Origin of the sequence: Aquiflexum sp. TKW24L, from assembly GCF_023502205.1 — a bacterium.
Taxonomy (GTDB): Bacteria; Bacteroidota; Bacteroidia; order Cytophagales; family Cyclobacteriaceae; genus Cognataquiflexum.
This window is the reverse complement of the sequence record NZ_JAMFLG010000013.1, coordinates 30181-54685: the sequence shown is the minus strand read 5'-3', so window position 1 is coordinate 54685 and position 24505 is coordinate 30181. Positions and strand designations below refer to the sequence as shown.

The window sequence follows — 24505 nt, the reverse complement described above, 5'->3', positions numbered from 1 at the left end:
TTTCCATTCCGCTTTTTTTAACCCATGGTATAGCTTTGTCATCATCAAATCAATAGTATTAAACCAATTTCAATCATGGCAAAGAACAAATTTTCCTCTAAAAACAATGACCTGACAGCAGGTATCATCATTCTCGCTATAGGCGGTGTTCTATTACTGAAAGCTATGGGCTTCTGGTTTCCCGGTTGGGTTTTCTCTTGGCCGATGATATTCATCGCGATCGGTATAGTCAGTTTGATCAAACATAATTTTCAGAGTGGCTTCGGAGTATTTATGTTGTTGTTCGGAGCTTTCTTTTTGGTCAAAAAAGAACTTGGAATCCCCGTTGAAATTCAGCCATTCCTTATTCCTATTGGACTGATCGTGCTAGGCATTTTCTTGATATTGAAAAGAAATAGTGACAGGAACAAATTCACCGGTGATTTCTTCAAGACTTACAATAAGTCTGACAAACCATTTGGAACATCTACCGAGCAGACAAATGCCACATTCGCAAAGCCGCAAAGTATACCCTTCACCGATAATGGTGACACTATCAATGCTCAGGCTTTATTTACTGGTATAGAAAAACGAGTGTTGTCCAAAAACTTCATGGGTGGCAAAATCTCCGCGATTTTCGGTGGAACTGACATAGACCTTTCTCAGGCAGACCTTGCTGATGGGGCTATTATCAATATCGAGGTTGCATTTGGAGGCGTAAAACTGATTGTGCCACCGCATTGGGACCTTCAGATCAATGTGACCAATATCTTCGCAGGCATTGAAGACAAAAGAATGTATCCTCAGACTCCGACAGATGGAACCAAAGTTTTAAGAATATATGGATCTGTGATATTTGGAGGCTTGGAAATCAAATCTTTCTAATCGAGAAGTCAGATGCTGAAAAATCTTGTCTCCCGCAAAAATTTTGATTGGTTAAAAGCCTTAGCTGCTGTCCTGATCTGGATAGTGGCTTTGGCCTATCTGATTTCATTTTATGGATTTCCCATAAAACCTGCATTGATAGACGCTACGGTTCATACAATATTGGTTTTATTTGGATTTTGGCTACTGGAGAATGTATTCAAATATTATCTTCCGAAGCGGTCGCAGGGTTGGGTTGTCCTAAATGCTGGATGGATTCTTTCATCGGGTTTGGTGTTTTCAGGAGTTTATCTTCTAAGATTATTTATTGGTGAGGGAGAATACCTGGATTTTGTGGAATATGTTATGCTTGTCAAGGGATTGTTAGCCTTCATTTTATTTGTTTCATGGGCGGCACTTTTGGTATTCAATGCCAAAATTGAGGATCAACTCAAAACCAAAGAGCGTCAGGAAAAGATCAATCAGATGGCAAAAGATGCTGAACTCTATCATTTGCGTCAGCAGTTACAACCACATTTTTTATTTAACAGCCTCAACTCCATCAGTGCTTTGATCAAAAATCAACCAGAGAAGGCGAGGGAAATGGTTCTACAGTTGGCGGAATTTCTTAGAGGAACCATCAAGAAAGATGACCAAAATTGGCTGACTGTCTCTGAAGAAAAGGAATACCTTGACCTATATCTGGAGATAGAAAAGGTACGTTTTGGACACCGGTTAAATGTAGACTTTATAGCTGATGGAACAGTAATGACAGCGAAAGTACCTCCTCTTATGATTCAACCTCTTTTGGAGAATTCCATCAAGCATGGACTCTATGGGGTTACGGGTGATGTTTTGATTAAATTGAAATTTGAAATCGAAAATAATTACCTGTTGGTGAGTTTGTCAAATCCTTTTGATCTTGAAGCAGGCCCCGCAAAAGGGGCAGGATTTGGCCTTGACGCAGTCAAAAGGAGGCTATATTTGATGTTTGGAAGGAATGACCTATTAGAAACCCAAGTGTCAGAAAAAGTATATACCGTAAATCTAAAAATTCCCCAAAGAAATGATTAAGGTTTTGATCATAGATGATGAGCCATTGGCAACAGAGTTGGTCAAAGAATACCTGTCCGACTATCCTCAATTTGAAGTTCAAAAAGTCTGTCATGATGGCTTTGAGGGTTTGAAAGCTATTCAGGAATATAGCCCTGATTTGATTTTTCTGGATATACAAATGCCCAAACTCACAGGATTTGAATTGCTGGAATTATTGGATCATCCGCCTTCGGTGATTTTTTCAACGGCTTTTGATGCCTATGCACTCAAGGCATTTGATGCCCATGCGATAGATTACTTGTTGAAGCCATATTCCAAATCCCGGTTTGCAAAGTCATTAGAAAAATTTCTGCAATTAGGCAATAACATAGAGGCTATTAATTCGGTCAAAAATGAAGGGAGTTTTCAGGAGTCAGCAAATAGGGTAGTATTAAAAGTGAAAAATGACATCAAAATCATTCCGGTCCATGATATCAAATACCTTGAGGCCAATGATGATTATGTGAATATCTTCACCAAAGAAGGAAAATTTTTGAAAAACAAGACGCTTTCATTTTATGAAAAATCACTTGATCCTTCCCAATTTGTGCGGGTACATCGCTCATATTTGGTCAATATCTCGGAAATCACCAAGATTGAACCCTATGAAAAAGAAGGTTACTTATTGAAGCTGAAGGGCGGGGAAAGTATCCCTGTGAGTAAATCCGGATTACCAAAACTCAAAGCAGTATTGGGTTTATAAAAAAAAGCCCAGAAAATGGGCTTTTTTAATATTCGTCTTCATTAAAGAAGAAGTCATCTTTTGTCGGATAATCAGGCCAAATTTCCTCGATATTTTCGTAGGGCTCCCCGTCATCCTCTAATTCTTGGAGGTTTTCAACAACTTCCAGAGGAGCACCTGAACGGATTGCATAGTCTATCAATTCGTCTTTAGTAGCAGGCCATGGTGCGTCTTCAAGATATGACGCAAGTTCTAGTGTCCAATACATAGTGTGAGTTTTAAATGTTTACAGCCTTAGCGGTCTGCAAAAATAGAAATTGTTTTAAATTTTCAATGTTAACTTATTATTTATTTAAAAGTTCTTTGAGAATGAAAGTTTTCACATCTATTTTTCTTTTAAATGTGCCTATTTTTCTTCTCATCATGACTTCAAAATCTTCCTCATTTGTTCTGAAATTCTCGGCATTGTCCTTTACGGTCGCCAATTCACTTTCATCACGATGAATCAAATCCCTTAAAATGGCTGATTTAATTCGTTTTTGCTCAACCCTGTCTTTTTGATTGAAGTCCTCATATTTGGATAATGCCAATCTTTCCAAGAACAATTTTTCAAAAACTATCTCTGAAAAGAAAATAAAAGAACGCATGATTAGATTGGCTTCTTTTGGTTTACGCTGCGGAAGTTTTTTCCATTCTGCCTGCAACCTTTTGGCTGCAGAAACTACATCAGGATTGGTTTCCGAATAGGCAAGCTTTTTCATTTCCTCGGTCATGGACTCTAGTTTTTTCATCAGTTCCCAAGGTTTCATCTGGGGACCTGTTTCCATCGTCCTGCGGAATCGGCTGAAAATCCTGTTGTTTATTTTGGAAAACTCATCCCAAAGGGGCTGTCTTTTTTCTGCTGGTACCCGACCGGCAGCTTTCCATTCCTTTTGGATACGTTTGGAAATTTCAAACGCACGTTTTGCATCAGGGTTGTCAAATGCTGACCTTGCCTCAAGGACAAGTTTTTCGTAAATTTTAATGTTTACTTCGGCCTGAACGGCCATGTCCTCAAAAAAGTTCTTTCTATTTTCAAAAAAGGTATCAATTGCCGTATTGAAGGTCTCCTCCATTTCCTCTTCAAATTCCTTTTCTACCGGACCTGTCTTGATCCACCGCATTTTCAGATTTTTGAATTCCTCAGCGGTTTCTTTCCATTCAGTACTGTTTTTTAAAGCTTCCGCCTCCAAAATGAGTCCACGTTTGATTTCAAGATTTTTCTCCCTGTTTTTCTGAATGATATCTTCAAGATAAACCTGAAGCTGCGTCAGGTCATCTATCAAAGGAATAAAATCACCCAGAGCATCATATTCCAATAAGGAATCTTTTAGATGGATCAATTTCATTAGAAAAGAACCTTTGTTTTGGTTCTCCTCAATGTCTTTTTTGAGGAGCCCTATTTTTTCTTTGAGAGTCGTGTACCTGTCCTCAAAATACTTGATAGTAGACGCCTCGTCTTCTTTTACTTCTCCAATCACCCTGTCTGGCTGATTCAAAAATTCCCTGAGATAAACCTTGTTATCTTTAATGTACCCGTACGGATGCTCCATTGCGATTTTAATAGGTTGGTTTGTGGTGTAACCCTTCTTTTTTGCAAATTAATTAATTCAAAAGCATTTATCCTAAGAAAGGTCTTTTTTTGCCATCTTTGTCCATCATCGTATCAAAATCAATCAAATAACAGTTATGAGTGCTGAAAAAATCATATTTTCTATGGCCGGTGTGTCCAAAATCTACCCGCCACAGAAAAAAGTTCTGAAAGACATTTATCTCTCATTTTTTTACGGAGCCAAAATCGGAGTTCTCGGTCTAAATGGATCTGGAAAAAGTTCCCTTCTAAAAATCATTGCGGGTATAGACAAAGAGTTTTTGGGTGAAGTTGTATGGTCCCCAGGATATACCGTCGGGATGCTAGAGCAGGAGCCAAAGCTTGACCCAACAAAAACCGTCAAAGATATTGTCGAAGAAGCAGTGGCTTCTACAGTAGCATTACTCAAAGAATTCGAAGAAATCAATGAAAAATTCATGGACCCAGCCCTGATGGATGATCCGGATGCCATGGATAAACTGATCACCCAGCAAGGTGAAGTGCAGGAAAAACTTGATGCAGCCAATGCTTGGGAATTGGACACCATGTTAGAAAAAGCCATGGATGCTTTGCGCCTTCCTCCAAGTGATGCCATCGTTGGAAACCTTTCAGGTGGAGAAAAAAGAAGGGTTGCGCTTTGTAGGCTCTTACTCATGGAACCGGATGTGTTGCTTCTCGATGAACCTACCAACCACCTAGATGCTGAGTCAGTACTTTGGCTCGAGCAGCATTTACAACAATATAAAGGGACCGTAATCGCCGTAACCCACGATAGGTATTTTCTTGACAATGTGGCCGGATGGATTTTAGAACTCGACAGGGGAGAAGGTATTCCTTGGAAAGGCAATTATTCCTCTTGGCTTGACCAAAAACAAAACCGACTGAAACAAGAAGAAAAGACTGAATCCAAAAGACAGAAGACTTTGGAGCGGGAACTTGAGTGGATCCGCATGACACCAAAAGCCCGTCAGGCTAAAGGAAAAGCCAGGCTAAGTGCATATGACAAACTCATCAGCGAAGAAGGAAAAGAGAAGGAAGCTAAACTTGAATTGTATATTCCACCTGGGCCAAGATTAGGAGCAAAAGTCATTGAGGTAAATGGCGTTTCTAAGGCATATGGTGACAAATTACTTTTCGATGACTTGTCCTTTAACCTGCCGCAAGGTGGTATAGTTGGCATCATAGGTCCAAACGGTGCCGGTAAATCCACGCTTTTCAAATTGATCACAGGTCAGGAAAAAGCTGATGCTGGCTATTTTGAAGTTGGTGAGACCGTAAAGCTGGCCTACGTTGATCAAGAACATGACAGGCTTGATGCAAATAAATCCGTGTATGAGACTATATCGGGTGGAAATGAAATCATCAAGCTTGGCAACAAAGAAATGAATGCCCGTGCATATGTCGGCAAGTTCAACTTTGCCGGATCTGATCAGGAGAAGAAAGTGGGAATCCTCTCAGGTGGTGAAAGAAACCGTGTGCACTTGGCCATTACACTCAAAGAAGGTGGTAATTTACTCTTGCTCGATGAACCAACCAATGACTTGGATGTAAATACACTCAGAGCACTTGAGGAAGCCTTGGAAAATTTTGGAGGATGTGCAGTTGTCATTTCCCACGATAGGTGGTTTTTGGATAGGATATGTACACATATCCTGGCTTTTGAAGGAGATTCGCAAGTGTATTGGTTTGAAGGTAACTTCTCCGATTACGAGGAAAACAAGAAAAAGCGCCTTGGTGATGTGGCCCCGAAGAGGATTAAGTATAAGAAGTTGAAGTAAATTTTCAGCTTGAAGGAAAATTAAAACCTCCAACCTGAGACAGTGGGTTGGAGGTTTTTTTATTGCTTTATTTTACCCCGAGTCAGGTTTTTATTTGATTAAAATACTGAATATGAGTTTTTTATATAAAGCTTGTATTTGAAATACAAGCTTTTGGCTTTTCAGCAATTAGAATTTTTTATCCAGACGTTTATTTGAGAATTTAAATAGATTCATCCTATCAAAATTTATCCTTACTAAGGGGCTTTTACGGCAATTTCATGTAACAGAGTAAGGGTAGTTTCACCAATTCTTGTAACAGAATAAGGGCAATTTTCTTTATTTCTTGTAACAAAGTAAGGGCAAGTTGATCTAACAACACCTTTTATCTTAATAATTTGGTTTAACTGCCGGTATAAATTCAAGGTTGATTTTTTGCAATACTCTAATCAGGTTGCATCTTTTTTAATGAATCCGCAATCATTCATTTCGTTTTTTGTTTATTTGTTTCCGATTTCCAAATACTAGTATGATGAGGACATTGTTATTGAGGCCGGGAGCCGAAGAATTGAATTATGAGATCAGGGGCATAGTCAAAAAAGCCCGTCAGGTTGAAGCTTTGGGCTATGAGATCACATGGGAAAACATCGGCGATCCCATCCAAAAGCACAATATTGTCCCCTCTTGGATGAAGGAAATAGTGTCTGACCTTGTAAGCCAAGATAGCACATATGGGTATGCAGATTCCAAAGGTGTTCTCGAAACAAGGAAATTTTTGGCAGGATTGAACAACCAAAAAGGGGGTTCTCAGATCACAGCAGAGGACATCTTATTTTTCAACGGACTTGGAGATGCCATTGCAAAAGTTTATCAATTTCTCATACCTACGGCAAGGATCATTGGACCCTCTCCAGCTTACAGCACCCACAGTTCGGCCGAGGCTGCACATGCCAATACCGCACCGATTACCTATACTTTGGATCCGAATAATCAGTGGCTTCCAGACATGGAGGATCTATACAACAAAGTCAAGTACAATCCTTCCATCGTTGGGATATTGATCATTAATCCTGACAATCCTACAGGAATGGTTTACCCCAAAGAGGTTTTGGAGGGTTTTGTGAAGATTGCCAAGGAATTCAAATTGCTATTAATAGCAGATGAAATCTATCAGAATATCACGTACAACGGCGTGAAAGCCGTTGCACTTTCGGAAGTGATAGGGGATTTGCCGGGAATTTCGCTGAAAGGTATTTCCAAGGAGTTTCCTTGGCCCGGTTCGAGATGCGGTTGGATGGAATTTTACAACAGGAATGCTTCCAAGGAATTCACGAAATTTTGTCAGACTTTGGAAAACGCAAAAATGATAGAAGTGTGCTCCACTATCCTTCCCCAGCTTTCCATCCCAAAGATCATGAGCCATCCTGCGTATACTGAATACAGGCAGGACGCCAATGAGAAAATAGGTAGAAGAAGCAGGATCATGGAAGAGATATTGGGAAAAATTCCCGGCATCAAATTCAATCCTACCAAAGGTGCATTTTACAATACGGTGGTGTTTGATGAGACTTTTTTGGATGCTCAGCAGTTTTTGCCGATCAACAATCAAAAGTTACAGGAGCTGTTAGATAGCTGGCTTCAGGAAGAAGACATGCCCTTGGATAAGCGTTTTGTGTATTATCTTTTGGCCTCGGCCAATATCTGTGTGGTTCCAATCAGCTCCTTCTGTTCTGATCTGAGAGGTTTTAGGGTAACTCTTTTGGAGGAAGATGAATCTGTTTTTCGACAGACTTTTGAAAGATTGGGAGATGCGATCCGTTTTTACCTGAATTCTACCAAAAAAGAATTGGTTTAAATACTCAATGTGCTAGCGTTACCTTCTTCTACCAGACCTCTTGGTAACTCATGTAATCACACTTTCAAAATAATATCTATCAATATCTAATATCTATCAATATCAATTTTTTAAGGCCTCCACATACTTCTGAAGAAAGATTTCCGTAATTCCTCGGGATTTTCACTGCTTGCCATGCCTTCGTGGTCACGGACTTTCAGTGATTTAGGGTTTTCTATTTTTTCTTCTTCTAAGTCGATTGGGTTTTTCATCAAGGAATTGAGATCAGGCTGACCAGCGTCTATCCATGCCGTGTACCAAAAATCAGAGATCATTTTGACAGAGCGACGCATTTGTCTTTCCACTTGCCCTGAAAGCATGTTGTTGTAAGCGATGGTAAAATCCCTTGAATAGACTTTGGTGCTGATTCCGCCCCTTTCGTCGTAGCTGTATTTTTTGTCTTCAGAAAAGCTTTCAGTCAAGGTCTTTTCAAAATTCAAAACTGAATCCAAAGCCAGATGCGCTACGATAATTGCATCCCAAGCCTCAAGTTGCGGTTTTTCCAAGTATTCGGCCTTGCCCACAAAAAAATCAAAATCATCAGATAGCAATTCAGGAACTCTGCTTTCCCAAAATGCATGGATTCCATATTGGTTTGTCAACTGCCCATTATAGTTTTTGGTCGTATGCAATGGCACATTGATGTCTGCAATGTAATGTCCAAGGTCCGCCGATAGCCGGAGAATGGCTTTGACATCCTTTCTTTTGAAAGCCTCTGTCAGTTGGATTTTGGTATGGTAGGCATTCCATGGACCGATGCCATGGGCACGCAATTCTTCTTCAGTGAAAATTTCCAAAGCCTGATTCCAATACCTTGGAAGGGTATATACTGCGCTGTCCCCATAAGCGTCTGCATCCAAAAAGTGTTTTTCCGCCTCTCCATTTACTGCATAGCGCCTTCTATCCGGGTTTATGGCATTTTCGGTAATATAATCTATGTTGCTTTTGAAAAACCCGATCATTTCCGGGGGAAGGCTGAATACTGCCAATCTGTTGATCCTTCGGTGGGCAAAGAATCCCCATGCCCCAAGATCGGGGATGGAAAAAATGAAAATTAAGCCCAGAATCAAAAATTTCCGCATTCCTAAAAATAATCATAATTTCCATTTCTGTAAAATGAAATTGTATTACATTTGCAACCTATCGGCGGAATCTGAAAAATCTCACAGATTTATGGGCTTTACTAGGTTTAGTTCGGAAATCCTATTGTGTTTCAAAATTAATCAATTACATTTGCACTCCGTTTAGGGTAAGGGTGTATTAACAGAAATTAAGTAATATAAGGATATGGCAAATCACAAATCGGCATTAAAAAGAATCCGTGCAAACGAAGCCAAGCGTTTGAGAAACAGATATCAGCACAAGACTACAAGAACTTTCATCAAGAGATTGAAGTCTGCTACTGACAAAGTTGAAGCGCAAGAGCTTTTGAAAACAGTTACCTCTATGATTGATAAACTTGCAAAAAAGAATATCATTCATAAAAATAACGCTGCCAACAGAAAGTCAAAACTGACCAAGTTTGTCAACGCTCTAGCCTAACAAAGAAATTTTAGAAGAAATCAGCCTTGGTGACTCCACCAAGGCTTTTTTTGTTTCATCTAGTTCATAGTAAAAAAACTTAAACGTTTAATATGCCCCTTGGAAGGCACTTGGTCTTTCATAGTTTTTTGGCATTATGTACTTTTAAAAACAGGGACAATTTCCAACATAGGAAAAATTTCTTTTAAAGACTGTTTATGAAAGACTATCAATATTCGATTAAAATATCTGCATTGGCGGAGGAAGACAGGCCTAGAGAAAAGCTACTTCTCAAAGGCAAATCTGCACTTTCAGATGCAGAATTGATTGCCATCCTGATCGGTTCAGGTACTAGATCGGTCAGTGCCGTAGACTTATCCAAACATATTCTATCTGCCGTCAACAATGACTTGGGAGAGTTGGCGAAGATGAGTATTCCTGACCTCAAAAAATTTAAGGGTATTGGGGAAGCCAAAGCTATTTCTATCGTCAGCGCCTTGGAATTGGGAAGGAGACGAAAACAGATTAGCGATCAGACCAAAAAAATTAAAATAAACGGTTCTAAAGATGTTTTTAACCTGATGGGGCGTGAGCTTATGGATGAAACCGTGGAGCATTTCTATGTATTGCTGCTGAATAGGAGTAATATTCTGATCAAGAAACAATTGATAAGTTTTGGGGGAACAAATGGAACAGTAGCTGACCCAAAAATCATCTTCAAATATGCATTGGATTCGATGGCCTGTTCCATCATTTTGGTGCATAACCATCCCTCGGGAAACCTGAGACCATCGGAGCAGGATAGGATTTTGACAAGTAAACTCAAGCATGTTGGAGAAAATCTGGAAGTACAGGTGATTGACCATGTGATTTTCACTGATGTTGCCTATTTTAGCTTCGCCGATGAAGGCTTGTTATAAAAAATGAAGGCAAACAACATTTTAATTATTGGAGTATTGGCAGTGATCGGACTTGCGGTAGTTTATACCATGACAGGAACCGAAAATCCTGAAGTGTATGTGGAGAAAGTTGAAAAGGAGCGTGACCGCCAATTCAAATTTATTAAGTTCAATATTGATTCACCTTTGAGTGAAATTCAAAAAAAAGATTTTAGAGAACTTGATTTTTTTCTAATTGATCCAAAATATAAGGTTAGGGCAAAGATGATTCCCTTGGAAGAAAAGAAGATGATCGAACTCCCAATGACAGATGGGACGGTGGAGAAGTACCTCAAACATTCTTTTGCCGAATTTGAATTGAATGGAAAGCCCCAGAAATTATTGTTACTCCAATCGGTGAAAGAGATGGACAAGCGAAATTTTTTCCTTGCCTTTGCTGACGAGACAAGTGGAAAAGAAACCTATGGAGGTGGAAGATATATCAATATCCGGCAGGATGGCAAAAACAGCATAACCATCGATTTCAATATGGCCTACAATCCATATTGTGCCTACAATCCGGATTTTGCATGTCCGCTACCTCCAAAAGAAAATATCATGCTAATCCCAATACCCGTGGGAGAGAAGGATTATAAGAAGGAGTGAAGTATAATTGGGTGTAAAGTTCTATAGTTAATTTTCCCGTGAGGCTTTGTTCATTAATCATTCGACATTTTTCATTCATAACCTTCCCACCTCCATCAATTCTTATAAATTTGTGCCTTGTTCTGAAATAACCGTGCATTCATGAAAATTTCCATAAATAGATTAAAGGATTTTATTGCTTTGGATCAATCTCCTGAAGAAATAGCTTCTCTTCTGACAGGATCAGGATTGGAAGTAGAAGGGATCGATAAGTTTGAGTCCATCCGGGGTGGATTGGAAGGTGTGGTGATTGGGGAAGTCATGACATGTGAGCGACATCCCAATGCAGACAAATTGAGTGTGACCACGGTTGATGTGGGAGGAGAAATAGTCCCAATTGTTTGCGGAGCACCCAATGTAGCCAAAGGACAAAAAGTGGTGGTTGCCAAAGAAGGATCAATTTTGTATCCTGTATCAGGTGAGCCATTGGAAATCAAAAAAGCAAAAATCCGGGGCGAAGTTTCTCAGGGAATGATCTGTGCGGAAGATGAAATCGGCATTGGTCAAAGCCATGCTGGCATCATGGTATTGGATACAGAATTGCCAAACGGAACTCCTGCTTCACAATATTTCGAAGTAGTCAGTGATCGTGTTTTGGAAATAGGCCTTACACCAAACCGTGCTGATGCAGCATCGCATCTTGGTGTGGCGCGGGATTTGAAAGCTTTGTTAAAAAGAGAAATATGCCTTCCTTCTGTGGATCAATTCAAGATTGACAATAACAAAAGGTCAATTCTTGTAGAAGTAGAAAGTGCCATAGATTGCCCAAGATATTCAGGTTTGACCATTTCCAATATCAAAGTTGGCCCATCTCCTGAATGGCTGAAAAATTACCTCAGGGCTTTGGATCTAGAGCCGATCAATAACATCGTGGATATTACCAATTTTATCCTTCACGATTTGGGTCAGCCGCTTCATGCTTTTGATGCAGATAAAATTTCGGGTGACAAAATCATTGTTAAGCGGCTGCCTAAAGACATTTCATTTGTCACCTTGGATGACAAGGAAAGAAAGCTTTCCAGCGAAGAATTGATGATCTGTGACGAAAAAGGAGGATTGTGCATCGCCGGTGTTTTTGGAGGAAAAGGATCGGGTGTATCTGATGCTACTACTTCTATTTTCTTAGAATCTGCTTATTTTTCTCCTGATATTATCCGCAAGGGAAGTCAATTTCATGGGTTGAAGACTGATGCCTCATTCCGATTTGAAAGGGGAACGGATCCGAATATGCCTATCTATGCATTGAAAAGAGCAGCAATGCTTATCAAAGAAATAGCCGGAGGAGAAATCTCTTCGGATATCATAGACCTTTATCCACATCCTGTTTCTGATCTTTCTATTGAAGTGACTTATGCCAATATCAAGAGATTGATTGGAAAAGAACTCGCAAAGGAAGAGATCAGAACCACTTTGGAAAATCTTGACATCAAGTTTCTGTCAGAATCAGAATCCGGATTTACTGTTTCGGTAAAGCCGTATAGAGTTGATGTGACAAGAGAAGCGGATGTCATCGAAGAGATTTTAAGAATCCACGGATTTGACAATGTGCCTTTGTCAGAAAATCTGAAAGCGGATTACCTTGCCGAATATCCTGCAAAGGACCTCAATAAGCTGCAATACAGACTAAGCGAAATTTTATCCGGATTGGGCTATTTTGAGATCATTACCAATTCCCTAACCAAACCTATTTACGCTGAAAAGTCCGGCTTTTTGGAAGCAGGCAAAAATGTTGAAATCCTGAACAAACTCAGTGAGGATCTAGGCGTGATGAGACAATCTTTGTTATTTTCCGGATTGGAAGTTTTGTCTCACAATATTAACCGAAGACAGAAAGACCTGAAATTGTTTGAGTTTGGTACTGTATATTTCAAAGAAGAATTGGGTTACCGTGAAGAAAAGCGGTTGGCATTATACCTGACCGGAGACAGGGCTGCCGAAAGTTGGCTCTCACCGTCCAAATCTGTGTCCTTTCCTGATATTTATGCTGTTGTTGAATTGATTTTGGAAAAAATGGGCATCGACAATTCTGAGGTTCAGATTGTTCATGAAGCACCGTTTGATTACGCCCTCCAAATCAATCTCGGAACAAAGGAATTGGGAAAAATAGGTTTGGTTCAGGAAGAAATCGGGAAGTTGTCTGAGGTCAGGCAGGAGGTCTTCTTTGCGGATTTGAATTGGGACTTGATCACAAAAAAATCCAAAGGCTTGAAAAAGTACTCTGAAATCTCCAAATTCCCGGAAGTTAGGAGAGATTTGTCCTTGGTGATTGACAAGAAAGTTACCTTTGATCAGATCAAAAAAGTCGCCAACAAGGCCGGAGGTAAGTTGTTGCAAAAAGTTGGGGTGTTTGATGTGTATCAGGGAGACAAGATTGAAGCAGGCAAAAAAGCGTACGCTTTGAGTTTTTACCTTCAGGACAATGAACAGACCCTTACAGACAAAGTGATTGACAAAGCCATGTCCCGGCTGATTGAAAGTTTTGAAAAAGAAGTGGGGGCATTTATCAGAAAATAAAAATGATTCACGAAGAACTTCAGCGCACAGAGAAGCTGGCTGCACAGGTCAGCCGCAAACTTCAGCAACTTGATAAAGACAATCAAGCGCTGAGAGAAGAGACTTTTTCCCTTCGTTCCAAACTCGAAGAGAAAGAGAGGGCGTTGGAGGATTTTAAAAATCAAATAAAAATAGCTAAACTTGTAAACAGCATACCGGTAGAAGAAATGGAATCTGCTGAATTGAGAGAAAAAATCAATAATTACATAAAGGAAATCGATAATATAATTGCCTACTTGTCTGAGTGATATGGAGACACTTTCTATAAGGTTGAAAATCGGGGATCGCGAATATCCCATGAAGGTGAAGACAGAAGACGAAGCCAAAATCAGACATGCGGGTAAATTGATTAATGATAAAATAAAAAGATACAGGGAAGAATTCGGTTTGGATGACCGTCAGGACTTGTTGGCTATGGTAGCTTTTGATTCAATGGTCGAATCCATGGATCGGGATATGATCAATACCGATAATAGCGAACAGATTAAATCCAGTATCGACAGGATCAATGATCAGCTGAGTTCCCTCTTGTAATACCAATACCACTCTCATTTTTGAAGATTTTTTCGTTTTTCCGGTAGGTAAATATATACCTATCCAAAATATCTATGGAATCATCATTATACATCATTATTGCAGGCATATTAGGCCTGGGGTTAGGAGCAGTCGTCGCTAGCCTTTTTGTAAAAAACAACAGTAAAAAACTTGAGGAAACAGCCAAAGAAAAGGCCAAAAGTCTCATCCGTGAAGCAGAAATCAATGCCGAAGCCATCAAGAAAGAACGCATGCTTGAGGCTAAAGAAAAATACCTGAAATTGAAATCAGAGTTTGAGGAGGATGCCAATAAGAAAAAAGCCATCATCATCACCAACGAAAACAAAATCAAACAAAGAGAGCAGGTTTTGGCCAAAGAACTGGAACAGATCAAAAGAAAAGAAGCCGAACTTGACAGTAAGAAAGAAAACCTAACCGCTCAGCTTCATTCTGTTTCAGTAAAAAAAGAGGAACTTGACAAAGTAACTAGTCAGCGTATCTCAGATCTTGAAAAAATAGCAGGACTCAGCAGAGACGAAGCCAAAGACCAATTGGTCGAAATGCTCAAAGATGAGGCTAATACCAAAGCCTCTTCCCATATCAAAGACATCTTGGACCAAGCCAAATTGACAGCGACCAAGCAGGCCAAAAAAATCGTCTTAGACACCATCCAAAGAACAGCCACGGAGCATGCGATTGAAAACTGCGTCTCGGTATTCAATATTGAATCAGACGACGTCAAAGGAAAAATCATCGGTAGAGAAGGAAGAAATATCCGAGCCTTAGAAGCTGCCACCGGTGTAGAAATCATTGTAGACGATACACCTGAAGCGATCATCATATCGGGTTTTGATCCGGTAAGGAGAGAAGTTGCGAGATTGTCACTACATAGGTTGGTGCAAGATGGAAGGATTCACCCTGCAAGGATCGAGGAAGTTGTAGCCAAGACAGAAAAGAATATTGAAGAAGAAATCGTAGAAATCGGAGAAAGAACCTGTATCGATCTCGGTATCCATGGGCTTCATCCGGAGCTGATCAGAATGGTCGGAAGGATGAGATTCCGTTCTTCCTATGGACAGAACTTGTTGCAACACTCAAGAGAAGTAGCCAAGCTTTGTGCGACCATGGCAGCCGAAATGGGATTGAACGCCAAGCTTGCAAAAAGAGCAGGGTTGCTCCATGATATCGGAAAAGTATATCCTGAAGAAGCGGAACTTCCCCATGCCATCCTAGGGATGGAGCTTGCCAAAAAATACAAGGAACATCCTGAAGTCATCAATGCCATCGGTGCCCACCATGACGAGATTGAGATGACTTCGATGATCTCTCCCATTGTGCAAGCATCTGATGCGATATCAGGTTCTAGACCGGGGGCTAGAAGGGAAATCATGGACAGCTACATCAAGCGTCTGAAAGAATTGGAAGAACTTGCTTTGGCTTTTGATGGGGTTAATAAATGCTTTGCCATGCAGGCAGGACGGGAACTCCGGGTTCTTGTAGATGCAGACAATGTAGACGATCAGACAGCAAGCAAACTATCCTTTGACATTTCCCAAAAAATCGAAAAAGAAATGCAATATCCCGGTCAGATTAAAATCACGGTTATTCGTGAAATGAGGGCGGTGAACTACGCAAAATAAATTCAGTATTTAAAAGAAGTAAGAAAACCGAAGTTCATTGAGTTGAACTTCGGTTTTCTTTTTATATTTTTATCGGGATAGTGTAAGTTCAATTTCACCCACCCACATGCGATACAGTCTGTTTTTTTACCTTTTCCAAAAAGCCAAAATCCGGCTTGGAATACTCAAATTGACGAAGGAAGATGTTGATATTTTGGAAAGTTTTTTTGCCTATTACCGCCAACTTAACCCAAAACATAAAATAGACTTTGAGAAGCGGCTTGTTTATTTTCTAGCCATCAAAAAATTTGTCCCAAGAGGAATAGAAATGGTGACCCGGGAAATGGAACTGCTGATCGGTGCCACGGCAGTGATGATTTCTTTTGGCTTTCAGGATGTCCACCTGAAGCATTTCAAAAAAATCCTCGTTTACGGTGACAATTACTATTCCACCATCAACCTGCAATACCACCAAGGAGAAGTCAATCCGAGGCTTGGAATCATTGTGATTTCATGGAAAAATTTTGTGAAGGGAATGGAAGATGGGACAGACGGCATCAACCTTGGGATACATGAAATGGCACATGCACTGAAGCTAGAAAATCAAATCCATTACAACGGGCAGAGTAATTTTTTTAGCCCCAAGAGATGGATGGATTTTTCGGTTTTAGCCAAAAATGAAATCCAGCGAATTATGGACGGGGAGGACTCCATATTTAGGGATTCGGCGGCCAACAATCCCCATGAGTTTTTTGCAGTGGCGTTGGAATCGTTTTTTGAAAATCCCCAAAGGCTAAAGGATTATGATAGCGGCCTGTACCAATCTTTGGCCTTTTTATTGAAGCAAGATCCGATTGTTTTGAGTAATGGAAGATCGTGATTCTATGAAAGCAACGTGGAGAAATTTACAGACGGTATTGTCCCTAATCCTGAATTTATTCTAATTCGCTTTATCAAATCCCCTCACAAATGAAACTGAATCTGACCGTCCTCCTTGTATTTTCCGTGTTTTTTGGAAATCATGTCTTTGCCCAGACTATTCAACCCAAATACCAAAAAGAAGTACAGGAACTGGCGAAGAAACCTGCAATAAAAAAGGCATTCGAGTACATTATCGAGATCGATCCGGTAACCATTCAGGATATGATTACCCTGACAGAAATCCCAACGCCGACTTTCCACGAGAAGGAGAAAGGCATTGTCTATGCAGAAATGATGCGCAAAGCCGGGGCTGACTCTGTTTGGACAGATGAGGTAGGCAATGTCGTTGCTTTGCGGAAAGGAACCAAATCGGACAAAACAATTGTGGTGGATGCACATTTGGATACTGTTTTTCCCTTTGGCACCGATGTGAAAGTCAAGCAAAGAGGCGATACACTATTTGCACCTGGGATCACTGATGCTAATAGGGCTTTGGCAGTAGTAGTGGCTTTGGTCAAAACCATGAGCAGTCAAAACATCAGGACTGAAAGTGATATTTGGTTTACAGGTTCTGTTGGCGAAGAAGGTCTAGGAGACTTGAAAGGTATGAAGCATCTTTTCCGCGAAGGTGGGCAGCCAATCGCCTCTTTTATTGCCATTGATGGAGGAGGACTGGAGGATATTGTCAATGGTGGGATTGGATCGCTTCGATACAGAGTAACTTTCAAAGGTCCGGGAGGACATTCCTACGGGGCTTTTGGGATCGGAAATCCGCACAATGCACTCGCACAGGCAGTGGCTTCTTTTGTACCGAAAGCCGATGAATATACCAAAGAAGGTTTGAAAACAACGTACAGCATTTCAGTCTTGGGAGGAGGTACTTCGGTCAATTCCATTCCCTTTGAATCGTGGATGCTCGTGGACATGCGTTCCGAAAGTCAGGATAAGCTTAAGGGGATCAACCAAATATTCTTGGAATCTATGCAAGAAGGTTTGGCCAAGGAAAACAAAATCATCCGCAGGGGCGAAGCCTTGACTGTCGACATCGAAAAAGTAGGAGACCGTCCTAGCGGCATCGCATCACCTGAATCGACTTTGATCCAACAGACCATGGCTGTTGCCGATTATATGACCAGAGGAAAGAAGCCTGAGCTGAGTTCTAGCTCTACCAACAGCAACGTGGCATTTTCCAAAGGAATTCCTGCAGTTACCATCGGCCGTGGTGGCATTGGATATGGTGCACACAGCCTAGGAGAGTATTTCATCAACGAAGATGGCCACTTGGCTATCCAACAGGCTTTGTTGTTGGTGTTGATGCAGGGGGGATGGAAATAAGGATCAATTTGTGGTTTTTCATTTCAGTATCCTGTAATCTGATATTTATGGATATTGGGATATTTTTAGATATTATTTGTAAAGCCCCGATTCTAGCATCAAGGTCAAGATCCTAGCAATTATTTCGACGAACGCAGTATATCCACCTTATCACAAACTGAAATCATTTAATTTTCCAGAATAAATCTATACCAAAAATTATGATCCAATTTTTAGTAAAGGTTAAGATCTTAGAATTTATATCGCCGAAGGCAATATATCCACGTATATCACGAAGTGTATATCATTTTTGTATCACGAAGTATATATCATTTCAAAATGTAGGTCTAAAGATAAAGGAAAGGCTAATTTCTTAGCAATTATATCGCCGAAGGCATTATATCTACTTATATCACGAAGTATATATCATTTTGAATTCCTCTCAACCTCTCTCAAATTCTCCAATTTCTTATTCCTCAAAAATCCATTGATATCCTCGAAGTGTTCCTTTACCCGTTTGTTCCCAAATTCAAATACCTTGGTTACCAAGCCATCCAAGAAATCCCTGTCGTGGGACACGATGATCAAAGTCCCGTCAAAAGCCTTCAAGGCATCTTTGATGATGTCTTTGGTTTTCATATCCAGGTGATTGGTAGGCTCATCGAGGATCAGGAGGTTGACCGGTTCAAGAAGCAATTTGATCATCGCCAACCTTGTCTTTTCACCGCCGGATAGAACCTTCACTTTTTTGTTGATGTCGTCTCCCTTGAACATAAAAGCGCCCAACAAATCCTTGATCTTTCCCCTGATTTCTCCGACCGCGATCTGATCAATGGTCTCGAATATGGTCAAGCTTTCATCCAATAATGAAGCCTGATTCTGTGCAAAGTAGCCAATCATGGCATTGTGGCCCAACTCGCACTTGCCTTGAAAATCAATTTCACCCATGATGGCTTTGATCATCGTGGATTTTCCTTCACCGTTTTTACCTACAAAGGAGATTTTCTGCCCGCTCTCAATGATCATACTTGCATCCTTGAACACGACATGATCGCCATAAAATTTGGTAAGTTCCTCGACGATCACAGGGTATTTGCCGGATCTTGGAGAAGGAGGGAAGCGCAGTTTCAAGGCAGAAGTATCCACTTCGTCCACTTCAATGATTTCCATTTTCTCCAGCATTTTCACCCGTGACTGCACCTGAAGGGTTTTGGAATAGGTCCCTTTGAAGCGGTCGATGAATTCCTGAATATCGGCGATAATCCTTTGCTGATCTTCGAAATGCTTCTGCTGCTGCTCGCGTCGCTCTTTTCTCAGTTCTAGGTAATGGCTGTATTTGGCTTTGTAGTCATATATCCTTCCCATCGTCACTTCGATGGTCCGGGTGGTGATGTTGTCCACAAATGCTCGGTCGTGGGAGATGACCACCACGGCTTTAGCTTTTTGGGTCAAAAAATCTTCCAGCCATTGGATGGATTCTATGTCAAGGTGGTTGGTCGGTTCATCCAAAAGGATCAAATCAGGTTTCTGCAACAGTATCTTGGCTAGTTCGATCCTCATCCTCCATCCACCGGAGAACTCAGACGTTGAACGTTTGAAATCTTTCCTTTCAAATCCCAATCCAAAAAGTACTTTCTCCACTTCGGCTTCGTAATTGACTTCCTCGATCGCGTAAAATTTTTCACTGAGTTCGGACACCTGCTCGATGATTTTGTAATATTCATCAGAATCATAGTCAGTCCGGACGGTCAGTTCTTCATTGAGCCTTTCGATTTCGGTTTTCATGTCGAGGTAGGATGCAAATGCCTTGGAAGTTTCTTCAAAAACCGTACAGTCATCCGCCGTCAGGAGATGCTGTGGCAGGTAAGCGATTACAGAGCCTTTTGGGGAAGAAACGCCTCCTGATGAAGGTTTGGTCCCGCCGGCGATGATTTTGAGCATGGTGGATTTGCCGGCGCCGTTTTTGCCCATCAGGGCTATTTTGTCATTTTCATTGATGGAAAATGACACATCACTGAAGAGGGCTTTGCCGCCATGGATGACGGAGATATTGTCTACTGAAATCATGGAACCTGAAAATTAATCCGCAAAGGTAAGGAATTGAAAGATTGGAAAATTCAAAAATTGTAAAATTGGAGTGATAGAAGTTTTTAAAGTATTACATGCTGCTACAAACAAATTCCTTGGCTTTTAAATCTGAAATTTTTATTTCTTTTCATGTCCTAAACCTAGGGGATTTGTGGCCATGCTCCTAAAGAAGAACTAATCTCCTGCGCTTCTTTAATCACATCGGCAGGATAATTGGATAATTCCAAAATCTTAATTGCATTTCTTGTTTTCAACTGACCTGACTTAATCGTATGATCGAAATGAAGCGCTTTGTTTTCCACTGTCTCGGTAAAGTGGTATAAGTCATATTCTTGTGCAAGCATGTCAGCCAATTCAATATCGTGTGTGGCTACAATGACGATATTTTCATTGCGGTTTAAATAGGAAAGTATTGCCTTGGCAGACGCAATTCTTTCGATGGTGTTGGTCCCTTTAAAAACCTCATCCAAAACGAAAAGATTTTGGTCGGCAGATTCAACTTGCGCTATCAATTTGGCCATAATTTCGACTTCTTGGAAATAATAGCTTTTTCCATCAAACAAATCATCATCTATCCTAATCGATGAAAATTGTTTGAGAATTGGGGATGTGAATTCGTCAGCGAAACAAGTATAAATTGTCTGGGCAAGGATTGAATTAATGATCAAGGATCTTAAAAATGTTGATTTCCCGGACATGTTGGATCCTGTAATCAGAATGCTTTTATTGGTTATTGTCAGGTTGTTTTTGACGCAATCCTCGATTAAGGGATGGTATAGATTCTTTAGAATTAACTCCTTTTTTGCTGAAATAAATTTTGGCAAACAGGTTTTTTCATTACCCGCTCTTAAAGAAGCAATTGAAATGGCTGTATCAATATGGCCCACATAATTGAATAGGTTTTGAATGGATGATTTTTTGGATTCCAACTCTTTGGTTATTCTGTAGAGGGCAAATACTTCCACCAAAAAAAACGCCTTGATCAACTCAATCAGATAGGTTGCAACAAAGCTTAATTCAGATTTGATCCCATTATCGATGGTAAGGTTTATGAGAAATACCTTTTGCTGAAATGATTTCAAATCTGAGATGCTTTCCTCAATTTTTTTGTCGGAAAACTCATCGCCTTTTTTAACCAACACCTTAGATACATTGATCAGGTTGTTCAATTGGGGAAAAGACCTAAGAAACTGAAATGTATTGTTCTTATTCCAATAATGTAAAAACATATTTAAAGTCAAAAAAAGGATCAAAACCAATATCAGTACCGGAAATTTGACAGATAGAATCAATAAAGAAATCAGAATAACAAAATCCAAAATGAGAAGGTTAAACCACCTTGGTTTTTCCAAAAGTTTGTCCTTTAGTAGGGTAGTGATGTAGTAGGCTCCGCTATTATTTAGTTTTGAAAGTTCAATTTGGATAGATTCCCTGAGTTGTTTGTCCCCAGTAAAAAGTTTGATAAGGCTTTCCGATGGATCAACAGTATTATGGGTTGGTTCTATCAATTTTTTGAAGAGGTATTGCTGACCTACTTTACTGCTGGTCCGATCTATAAATTCAAATAGTCCGTAAAAGTCTATGTCCTCGGTCGTTTGGCCACTCAGTCGATGAAACTTCTCGGTATTTACTATATCTGCATATTTGGATATCCTGTTAAAGTCGAACGAATCCAATTTGGGTTTGCCCCAGGAAGACTGGATTTCTCCAAGTTGCTTTTTCTTGTTTCCTTGTTTATTTCGGTAAAATAAAAAAACCACTAGTATGATCCCAATTGCCCCTAAAATGAGATATTCCATCTTTCAGTTATCACTTTTCAGCCAGTACTTCATTTTCCTCTGCTTGATAACTTCGTAAAAAGTCAGGACAAAAATCATAGTCATTAGGCCAATAAATCCCACGTCCATGTTCATATAATTCCACCTTTTTGAAATATGCTGGATCCAAAAGAGCCTTACTTAGATCGCTTTCTCCTAAGAAGGGTGAAAAATCAATGATTTTTTGCTTTTTATCACTAAAGGAGAAATCAATTTTATTATTTTTCAGCACTTCAAGTTTTAATATACTTATCATAGTTTCTTGTTCTATGATTTCATGATGGTTTTTACCAGATTTTTCCTCAAAATAGCGGATGAAGTAATCAACCCGCTCATAAGCGCGCCTCCGATCCCACAGGAAACAATATCTTGCCCAGTCAGGTACAGGTTTTTAAAAGGCGTTTGTGGAGTGAGGTGTTCATTTCGGAATCTTTCAGGACTATGTTCGAGCCCATATATTTCACCTGATTGGTAGCCTGTAAAGTTTTTAGTGGATAGAGGCGTGGAAAGCTCGTAATAATCTATCTGTCCCCTTAAATGCGGAAGTTGTCTGTAGAGCTTTTCCAGTAATCGCAGGGACCATTTCTCTTTCATGGCATTGTAATCTTCCCCTCTTTTTCCCCAACGGGTATCTTCCCAGTTTTTAAACCACTCATACGGAGCCAGCGAGATTATCTCAATGGTGGAAGTCCCGGGGTAACGATTAACCCAATCCGGATCTTTGGTTGAAGGAAAGGAAATATAGACGACGGGAAATGGCTTCTCATCTGGATTGGCGAGATATTCCCGCACAGTTTTATCGTGGTCGTAGCCGGGGTAAATCCAAAAATTGGAAGTAGGCAATTGTAATTCTTGGCTGTTTTTTTTCAAGCCGATATACAGACATATATGTGCCACGGATGCGCGCAAGCCATCAAATTGCCGTTCCAGTTTGGGATAAAGTGGATGCTGCTTGCCGATGAGTTTTTGAAAGGTATTAAAAACCCCTGCATTGCTGATAATGTGGTCAGCTTTCAGCACATGGTTATCAGCCATGCGCACGCCTACTGCCTTATTTCCTTCGAAAATAATCTCCTTCACCTCAGCATTGGAAAACACATCTCCGCCTCCTGCTGTGATTTGGGGATAGATGTATTCCGCAATTTTGGCCGATCCGCCTACAGGGAAGTACCCTCCGTTGAAATAGTGATTGACCAGGATGGCGTGCATGGCAAAGCTACTTTGTGCAGGAGGAAGACCATAATCACCATATTGGCCACAAAGTACGCCGATTAGTTTTTCATTATCCGTAAAAGTACGGAGCATTTCGAGGGTGGTGATATCTGAGAATTTCAGGAACTTCCTTGAAGTCCATTTTCGCAGCCATTTCCCTATTAAACCTGGAACTACCTTCATACTGTAGAAACCCCTGCTGCTTACAATTACATTTTTCACTGCTTCCATGTAGCGGTCAATGGCAGCATGGTCCTCAGGAGTATCAAAATCTGACTTTAGTTTGGTTACAAGATTTTTCCGGCCTTTCACCAAATCATAGGTTTTATCCTCAAAAACGATCTTATCATACACTTCTCCCATGTCTTCCCACTGTAATTTCCCTTGCGTGATGTGTTGGAAAAGGCGGGGCATAAGTTTTTGGTCATTGTGCATATCGCCGACATAGTGAATGCCCACGTCCCATTCATAATCTTTCCTTTTGAAAACATGGGTAAAACCGCCAATGGTATAGTGTTTTTCAAGTACAAGCACCTTTTGTCCGTGTTGGGAAAGTAGGGCAGCCGTAGTAAGCCCGCCTAGGCCCGAACCAATGACAATGGCATCATACTGGCCGGAAGGTTTACTTTGTTTGTAGGAAGGGTAATTGCGCATGATCAAGCTTTTTACTTAAATATAGTGCAATAGAAAGATATAGCAGTAGAAATTTCTTTAAACTGTATGAGAGGGAATGCGCTACTAGAGCGTATTCCATAAGCTACTGAAGGATATTCCGTTTGTCTGAAATAGTCTTTGGCGGGATAATCCAAAAATAAGTCAAAGATATTTTAATATTAAAAGATTGAAAAAGTGGAGCACATCTTTATTGGCTGAAAGAGTATCCAAACCATTCATCCTGAGGCTGGCTAAATTAGATTTACTTTATTTGATTGTTGCGACTGTCTCCTGTCTCCTGTCTCACGTCTCAAATCTCAATACTCCTTTAAAACAAAAACAATTTTAAATATTACTTAGGAATGGTTATTGTATTATTTATTGAAAAAATCAAATAAAATGGATAACCGAGAAAAATTAGTAAAAATGGATAGGGCTTTGATGTTGTTGGAAGATCTCAAAAACAGTCAAATAGCCATGGTTGAAAAAGCTTCCCAATTACAGGTGGATGCCATGCAGTTTAATTTTGGAGAAATGGAAAAAAATATCGGCGAATTATTTACCAGATACAATGAATCGTTGGACATGGTCAATGCCGAAGCGGAGAGATTTGAATTGAAAAGAAATGAGTTTGAGAAAAAACATGGATTGAACATCGTAGAAGAAGAATTGTAAAATAAGTTTTTATTAGAAGGCAAAACTTTTGCTTTTAATAAACATTATCCAGAAAATTTCCCATCAAGTTCAGCATTACTTTTTAACAAAAAACCGCTTGGAGTTTCTCCAAG

22 protein-coding genes are annotated in these 24505 nt (G+C 40.1%); 15 read left to right on the top strand and 7 right to left on the bottom strand.

All coding sequences use genetic code 11. The annotated features are described in order from the left end of the window. The first annotated feature begins 75 nt into the window (after positions 1-75). The 3 genes from M3O96_RS10525 to M3O96_RS10515 are packed head-to-tail and all read left to right on the top strand — an operon-like array spanning position 76 to position 2641. Complete coding sequence (locus M3O96_RS10525) at positions 76-864, top strand: LiaF transmembrane domain-containing protein (protein WP_249720462.1); 789 nt, start codon at positions 76-78, stop codon at positions 862-864. Positions 865-876: 12 nt separating this feature from the next. Then, on the top strand, positions 877-1917 hold the full coding sequence (locus tag M3O96_RS10520) for a sensor histidine kinase (RefSeq protein WP_249720460.1): 1041 nt from the start codon (positions 877-879) through the stop codon (positions 1915-1917). Next, on the top strand, positions 1910-2641 hold the full coding sequence (locus tag M3O96_RS10515; protein WP_249720457.1) for a LytR/AlgR family response regulator transcription factor: 732 nt from the start codon (positions 1910-1912) through the stop codon (positions 2639-2641). Before M3O96_RS10520 ends, M3O96_RS10515 begins: the two co-directional genes overlap by 8 nt. 25 nt (positions 2642-2666) lie before the next feature. Here M3O96_RS10515 and M3O96_RS10510 read toward each other — a convergent pair whose 3' ends face one another. After that, positions 2667-2888, bottom strand: a complete 222-nt coding sequence (locus M3O96_RS10510; protein WP_008625540.1) for a DUF2795 domain-containing protein — start codon at positions 2886-2888, stop codon at positions 2667-2669. A gap of 76 nt (positions 2889-2964) precedes the next feature. Then, positions 2965-4212: a DUF349 domain-containing protein gene (locus M3O96_RS10505; RefSeq protein WP_249720455.1), complete on the bottom strand. Its 1248-nt coding sequence runs from the start codon at positions 4210-4212 to the stop codon at positions 2965-2967. A gap of 136 nt (positions 4213-4348) precedes the next feature. Here M3O96_RS10505 and ettA point away from each other — a divergent pair, with 136 nt between their 5' ends. Further along, positions 4349-6028, top strand: coding sequence for an energy-dependent translational throttle protein EttA (gene ettA, locus M3O96_RS10500; RefSeq protein ID WP_249720453.1), 1680 nt, complete (start codon positions 4349-4351; stop codon positions 6026-6028). Positions 6029-6539: 511 nt separating this feature from the next. Next, positions 6540-7862: a pyridoxal phosphate-dependent aminotransferase gene (locus M3O96_RS10495; RefSeq protein ID WP_249720576.1), complete on the top strand. Its 1323-nt coding sequence runs from the start codon at positions 6540-6542 to the stop codon at positions 7860-7862. Between the two features lie 110 nt (positions 7863-7972). Here M3O96_RS10495 and M3O96_RS10490 read toward each other — a convergent pair whose 3' ends face one another. Next, positions 7973-8983 carry a zinc dependent phospholipase C family protein gene (locus M3O96_RS10490; protein WP_249720452.1) on the bottom strand — a complete coding sequence of 337 codons (1011 nt, stop codon included), beginning with the start codon at positions 8981-8983 and terminating at the stop codon, positions 7973-7975. 205 nt (positions 8984-9188) lie between these two features. Between M3O96_RS10490 and rpsT the strand changes: the two genes are divergently transcribed. The 9 genes from rpsT to M3O96_RS10445 all read left to right on the top strand — a co-directional run bounded on the left by rpsT (position 9189) and on the right by M3O96_RS10445 (position 17967). Continuing rightward, positions 9189-9443, top strand: a complete 255-nt coding sequence (gene rpsT, locus M3O96_RS10485) for a 30S ribosomal protein S20 (protein ID WP_241143139.1) — start codon at positions 9189-9191, stop codon at positions 9441-9443. 197 nt (positions 9444-9640) lie between these two features. Beyond that, positions 9641-10342, top strand: a complete 702-nt coding sequence (radC, locus tag M3O96_RS10480; protein WP_249720450.1) for a RadC family protein — start codon at positions 9641-9643, stop codon at positions 10340-10342. Between the two features lie 3 nt (positions 10343-10345). Further along, on the top strand, positions 10346-10966 hold the full coding sequence (locus M3O96_RS10475) for a DUF1684 domain-containing protein (protein WP_249720447.1): 621 nt from the start codon (positions 10346-10348) through the stop codon (positions 10964-10966). Positions 10967-11107: 141 nt separating this feature from the next. Further along, positions 11108-13519 carry a phenylalanine--tRNA ligase subunit beta gene (gene pheT, locus M3O96_RS10470; protein ID WP_249720446.1) on the top strand — a complete coding sequence of 804 codons (2412 nt, stop codon included), beginning with the start codon at positions 11108-11110 and terminating at the stop codon, positions 13517-13519. A 2-nt stretch (positions 13520-13521) separates the two neighbouring features. Then, positions 13522-13806: a hypothetical protein gene (locus M3O96_RS10465; protein WP_249720444.1), complete on the top strand. Its 285-nt coding sequence runs from the start codon at positions 13522-13524 to the stop codon at positions 13804-13806. 1 nt (position 13807) lies between these two features. Continuing rightward, positions 13808-14092 carry a cell division protein ZapA gene (locus tag M3O96_RS10460; RefSeq protein ID WP_249720441.1) on the top strand — a complete coding sequence of 95 codons (285 nt, stop codon included), beginning with the start codon at positions 13808-13810 and terminating at the stop codon, positions 14090-14092. A gap of 74 nt (positions 14093-14166) precedes the next feature. Further along, positions 14167-15732, top strand: a complete 1566-nt coding sequence (rny, locus tag M3O96_RS10455) for a ribonuclease Y (RefSeq protein WP_249720440.1) — start codon at positions 14167-14169, stop codon at positions 15730-15732. Between the two features lie 106 nt (positions 15733-15838). After that, entirely contained in the window at positions 15839-16591 is a 753-nt protein-coding gene (locus tag M3O96_RS10450) for a zinc-dependent peptidase (RefSeq protein ID WP_249720438.1), read from the top strand. An 89-nt stretch (positions 16592-16680) separates the two neighbouring features. Continuing rightward, positions 16681-17967 (top strand): M20/M25/M40 family metallo-hydrolase, encoded by a 1287-nt coding sequence (locus M3O96_RS10445; RefSeq protein WP_249720437.1) that lies wholly within the window; start codon positions 16681-16683, stop codon positions 17965-17967. A gap of 405 nt (positions 17968-18372) precedes the next feature. On the opposite strand, the gene M3O96_RS10440 is transcribed toward M3O96_RS10445, so the two are convergent. The 4 genes from M3O96_RS10440 to M3O96_RS10425 form a co-directional block, all read right to left on the bottom strand. Next, a complete protein-coding gene (locus M3O96_RS10440) occupies positions 18373-20013 on the bottom strand; it encodes an ABC-F family ATP-binding cassette domain-containing protein (protein ID WP_249720436.1) in 1641 nt (546 codons plus the stop codon). A 161-nt stretch (positions 20014-20174) separates the two neighbouring features. After that, positions 20175-21833 (bottom strand): MutS-related protein, encoded by a 1659-nt coding sequence (locus M3O96_RS10435; RefSeq protein ID WP_249720434.1) that lies wholly within the window; start codon positions 21831-21833, stop codon positions 20175-20177. A 10-nt stretch (positions 21834-21843) separates the two neighbouring features. Then, complete coding sequence (locus M3O96_RS10430) at positions 21844-22107, bottom strand: DUF2442 domain-containing protein (RefSeq protein ID WP_249720432.1); 264 nt, start codon at positions 22105-22107, stop codon at positions 21844-21846. A gap of 11 nt (positions 22108-22118) precedes the next feature. Next, complete coding sequence (locus M3O96_RS10425; RefSeq protein WP_249720429.1) at positions 22119-23717, bottom strand: phytoene desaturase family protein; 1599 nt, start codon at positions 23715-23717, stop codon at positions 22119-22121. Between the two features lie 399 nt (positions 23718-24116). Between M3O96_RS10425 and M3O96_RS10420 the strand changes: the two genes are divergently transcribed. Continuing rightward, the gene (locus tag M3O96_RS10420) at positions 24117-24392 is read left to right on the top strand and encodes a hypothetical protein (protein WP_249720427.1); all 276 of its coding nucleotides are present in this window, start codon (positions 24117-24119) and stop codon (positions 24390-24392) included. The last annotated feature ends 113 nt before the right edge of the window (positions 24393-24505 follow it).

Excerpts from the sequence above, each read along its gene's own strand:
- M3O96_RS10450 (WP_249720438.1), top strand. The coding sequence starts at position 15,839 with ATGCGATACAGTCTGTTTTTTTACCTTTTCCAAAAAGCCAAAATCCGG.
- M3O96_RS10460 (WP_249720441.1), top strand. The coding sequence starts at position 13,808 with ATGGAGACACTTTCTATAAGGTTGAAAATCGGGGATCGCGAATATCCC.
- M3O96_RS10515 (WP_249720457.1), top strand. The coding sequence starts at position 1,910 with ATGATTAAGGTTTTGATCATAGATGATGAGCCATTGGCAACAGAGTTG.
- M3O96_RS10490 (WP_249720452.1), bottom strand. The coding sequence starts at position 8,983 with ATGCGGAAATTTTTGATTCTGGGCTTAATTTTCATTTTTTCCATCCCC.
- radC (WP_249720450.1), top strand. The coding sequence starts at position 9,641 with ATGAAAGACTATCAATATTCGATTAAAATATCTGCATTGGCGGAGGAA.
- M3O96_RS10430 (WP_249720432.1), bottom strand. The coding sequence starts at position 22,107 with ATGATAAGTATATTAAAACTTGAAGTGCTGAAAAATAATAAAATTGAT.
- M3O96_RS10510 (WP_008625540.1), bottom strand. The coding sequence starts at position 2,888 with ATGTATTGGACACTAGAACTTGCGTCATATCTTGAAGACGCACCATGG.
- rpsT (WP_241143139.1), top strand. The coding sequence starts at position 9,189 with ATGGCAAATCACAAATCGGCATTAAAAAGAATCCGTGCAAACGAAGCC.
- M3O96_RS10435 (WP_249720434.1), bottom strand. The coding sequence starts at position 21,833 with ATGGAATATCTCATTTTAGGGGCAATTGGGATCATACTAGTGGTTTTT.
- M3O96_RS10520 (WP_249720460.1), top strand. The coding sequence starts at position 877 with ATGCTGAAAAATCTTGTCTCCCGCAAAAATTTTGATTGGTTAAAAGCC.
- ettA (WP_249720453.1), top strand. The coding sequence starts at position 4,349 with ATGAGTGCTGAAAAAATCATATTTTCTATGGCCGGTGTGTCCAAAATC.
- pheT (WP_249720446.1), top strand. The coding sequence starts at position 11,108 with ATGAAAATTTCCATAAATAGATTAAAGGATTTTATTGCTTTGGATCAA.
- M3O96_RS10465 (WP_249720444.1), top strand. The coding sequence starts at position 13,522 with ATGATTCACGAAGAACTTCAGCGCACAGAGAAGCTGGCTGCACAGGTC.
- M3O96_RS10525 (WP_249720462.1), top strand. The coding sequence starts at position 76 with ATGGCAAAGAACAAATTTTCCTCTAAAAACAATGACCTGACAGCAGGT.
- rny (WP_249720440.1), top strand. The coding sequence starts at position 14,167 with ATGGAATCATCATTATACATCATTATTGCAGGCATATTAGGCCTGGGG.
- M3O96_RS10420 (WP_249720427.1), top strand. The coding sequence starts at position 24,117 with ATGGATAACCGAGAAAAATTAGTAAAAATGGATAGGGCTTTGATGTTG.
- M3O96_RS10495 (WP_249720576.1), top strand. The coding sequence starts at position 6,540 with ATGAGGACATTGTTATTGAGGCCGGGAGCCGAAGAATTGAATTATGAG.
- M3O96_RS10475 (WP_249720447.1), top strand. The coding sequence starts at position 10,346 with ATGAAGGCAAACAACATTTTAATTATTGGAGTATTGGCAGTGATCGGA.
- M3O96_RS10445 (WP_249720437.1), top strand. The coding sequence starts at position 16,681 with ATGAAACTGAATCTGACCGTCCTCCTTGTATTTTCCGTGTTTTTTGGA.
- M3O96_RS10440 (WP_249720436.1), bottom strand. The coding sequence starts at position 20,013 with ATGATTTCAGTAGACAATATCTCCGTCATCCATGGCGGCAAAGCCCTC.
- M3O96_RS10505 (WP_249720455.1), bottom strand. The coding sequence starts at position 4,212 with ATGGAGCATCCGTACGGGTACATTAAAGATAACAAGGTTTATCTCAGG.
- M3O96_RS10425 (WP_249720429.1), bottom strand. The coding sequence starts at position 23,717 with ATGCGCAATTACCCTTCCTACAAACAAAGTAAACCTTCCGGCCAGTAT.